Origin of the sequence: uncultured Campylobacter sp. (genome assembly GCF_938030685.1) — a bacterium.
Lineage (GTDB): Bacteria > Campylobacterota > Campylobacteria > Campylobacterales > Campylobacteraceae > Campylobacter_B.
On the sequence record NZ_CALHHX010000192.1, the window covers coordinates 1 to 3,030 of the forward strand.

The 3,030-nt window shown below is 51.0% G+C and carries 3 protein-coding genes; 2 read left to right on the forward strand and 1 reads right to left on the reverse strand.

The annotated features are described in order from the left end of the window. Positions 1-13 precede the first annotated feature (13 nt). A complete protein-coding gene (locus Q0369_RS09125) occupies positions 14-1,000 on the forward strand; it encodes an amidohydrolase family protein (RefSeq protein WP_298098936.1) in 987 nt (328 codons plus the stop codon). Positions 1,001-1,153: 153 nt separating this feature from the next. Further along, positions 1,154-1,657: a hypothetical protein gene (locus tag Q0369_RS09130; protein WP_298098939.1), complete on the forward strand. Its 504-nt coding sequence runs from the start codon at positions 1,154-1,156 to the stop codon at positions 1,655-1,657. 784 nt (positions 1,658-2,441) lie between these two features. Here Q0369_RS09130 and Q0369_RS09135 read toward each other — a convergent pair. Next, positions 2,442-3,030: alpha/beta hydrolase-fold protein (locus Q0369_RS09135; protein ID WP_298098942.1), on the reverse strand; the 589-nt coding region annotated here is incomplete at its 5' end.

Genomic DNA, 3,030 nt, shown 5'->3' on the forward strand with positions numbered 1-3,030 from the left:
CCAAGGATCCCCGATGCAAACGCTTGATTTTCACGTCCATCTGCTAAGCAAGGAGGTGCGCTTCGACCGCCCTTACGACAGGCTCGCGCTGCGCCTTTTCGGCAGGCGCTTCGGCATAGACATATCGCGCGCGATCAAAGAGCCATACGAAGCCTATGTGGACGCTCTTCTGGGCGGTCTTAGAGCTTCGAAATACGTTAAAAAGGCGGTGCTTTTCGGCGTGGATGCTAAATTTAGCGATGCGGGTGAGCTAATCCATCGCGATAAGACCGTCTGTGCGGACAACGACAGCGTGTTTGAAATTTATCAAAAAAACCCTGATCTCATCGTGCCGTTTTTTAGCATCAATCCGAAGCGAGCGGACGCGCTAGATGAGATCGATCGCTGCTTCGAGCTCGGATTTAAGGGGGCGAAATTTTTACAAAACTATTGGGATCTGGATACGAGGCTGCCTCGCTATGTGCCGTATTTTGAAAAGCTCGCTAAGCTCGGTCTGCCGCTGGTGATCCACATCGGCAACGAAAGCTCGGTGCCGAGCACGCGCCGCTTTGAGGCGCTGGAGATGATCTATGCGCCGCTTGAGCTGGGCGTTACGACGGTGTGCGCGCACATGGCGATTAACTACGAGTATTCGCATATCTTTCGTGCGCTCTCGCGCCGCCCGCGAAATTTTGGACACGATTATTTCGCGCTTCTGGCGCTTCTGCGCACGCACAAAAACCTCTACGCCGACGTTTCAGCGCTGATGACGCCGGTGCGCGCGAAAGCCCTGCCGCATCTGGCGAGCCAAACGGACGTGCACTCGCGCCTGCTTTACGCTTCAGACTTCCCGGTGCCGTATTCCGCGATATACAATACCTACGATCTGCGCCTATCGCAGCGTATCGCGCTGCATAAAGAGCCCAACCCTTTCGATCGCAACGCGCGCGGACTGCTCGCGTATTTCGGCGAGGATAGCGAGCTGTGGAGCAATTACAAAAAAATTCTGCCCTTTGCGTAGATGGTGAAATTCGATGAAATTTAAGAAGTGGGCGTGAATTTTATAAAATATTTTTTCTAGGAAATTTTTAGGTTATTTAAACTCATTATAAGCGCCGCGCTTGTGCTAACTGCAGGGTTTTTAATCTATAAATTTTTCTTTGCGGAGCCCGGTTTGGCGGAAAATTACGAGCAAAATCGCGCCCAAATTTTATCCCTGCGCGATTTTGCATGCGAGATAAAACCTGAAAGAGTTTCTTTTGACGTCCGTTTTGGCGGCGACGAGGTCTCAAGCATGAGAGCCGCGAATAAAGACAAAAACCAAAGTGCGAGTTTTTATAGTATAGACGAAAGGACGAACGAGCGCGCTGTTCTAAAAATTTTAGGCTGGGATTTTGGGACTTTTAATGAACTTAAAGCCAAAGTAAAAAGCGCAAATGCCCAGGGCGTAAGCATCTGGGAGGGCGAGGGCAAAACCGCTATTTATTACAAAGACGGGTTTGTCTCGGAATTTTACGAGATTTTCGAGGGTCCTGCGAGCGAGGCGGTGAAAAAAGACTACGAGATCGACTGTGATGATAGATTTGCCGCAGACGGCGTGGTGATGGCGCGCGACGGAGGCGCTACTACGGGCTTTATATGCGTGGATCGTGACGGCTACGGCATCAAACGCAGATAAATTTTCAGTAGCTTCGTATGAAATTTTAGCGGGAATTTTTGTAAAAATTTTTACCGTTGCTGCAGAGATTTTGCAAGAATTTTTGCTGTTATTGCGGATATTTTAGGACTATTAAAAATACTTTACAGCGCCTGTTCTGACGCGCCTGCCGTTTAATTGCCCGCCCCGCTAAATTTTAAAATTTAAACCGAGCGGCGTGTATCGTAGCGCCGAAGCGCTCTTTGGCGCTACGCAAATTTTGAAATTTCGGCGGTAAATTTAGCCCGCCGGTAAACTAAACAAAACGGCGGGATCATACACGGCGACGCGCTGCTGTTAAATTTAGCTTGCAGGTGCGCTAATCCTAGCTGCGACATAATTTGCTTTAAATTTTATAACGACGGCTGGCTTTAAATTTTAAACCGCTAGCGCAATCTGCAAAAATTTAGCGACATCCCGCCTGAAATCTGCATTGCGCCACGCCGCCTGTGCCGCATCGGCGCCGCATCGCATGATTTACGCTAAAACGATATCGCACTTATCCAAAGTAGCTAAAGCACCGACGACGCGCTGTGTCATTTGCGCCGAATTGCGTAACGCCACTCTTGCCGCACCGCTTGCGCCATAAAATTTTTAACGCAGGTTTGTTCTAATTTTCATCGTATCGCGCAAAAAACCGTTGCGCGAGAAATTCTAGCGGCAGCTCGCTTAAATTTACGCTTCGTGACGCTTCTCGGCTCGTTTGTTTCAATCTCTCGGCGCCCCCGTTCTGCCGTGCCGCGAAATTTTAAAATTTACCCGAATTTTAGGAGTTTACGAGGCTCAAAAGCGCCTTTGAAATTCTTGCGATCTCATCTTGCATGTGCCCGCCCGGATTTTGCTCAAACTTCGCTTTTGCACCCACACCGCGGCATTTTGCGATGAAATTTCGCGCCGTCTCGCCGCAGAGTGCTCCGCGCGGATTTTTCGGGTTCATCTCGGCCTCGCCCAAAGACGCGTAGACGTGCGCCAGTCCCCTTTGCGGCGAGCGTGCGGCGACGAAGGCGTCAAATCCGCCGAACCAAAACGACGCCGAGACGCAGGCGATTTTTTGAAATTTATCGCTCGCAAACGCCGCATACGCGCTAAAAAGTCCAGCCAGCGAGTATCCCGCACATGCTCGCCACGCAGGTTTGCCCGCGCCGAATACGTGCCGCTCGATACGTGGGATCAGCTCGTTCGTAAATTTTTCCAAGTGCGCCGCGCCGCCGCCTGCGAAATCGCGCACCCCCTTAAACGGCGACTTTGCCGACCACGGGCTAAGCTTATCGCCCCACTGCGCCTCGTTTAGATAGATCGCCGCAAGCACGAAATCTGCGCCGCTTCGTCGCGAGACGAGTTCGTAAATTTCGCCC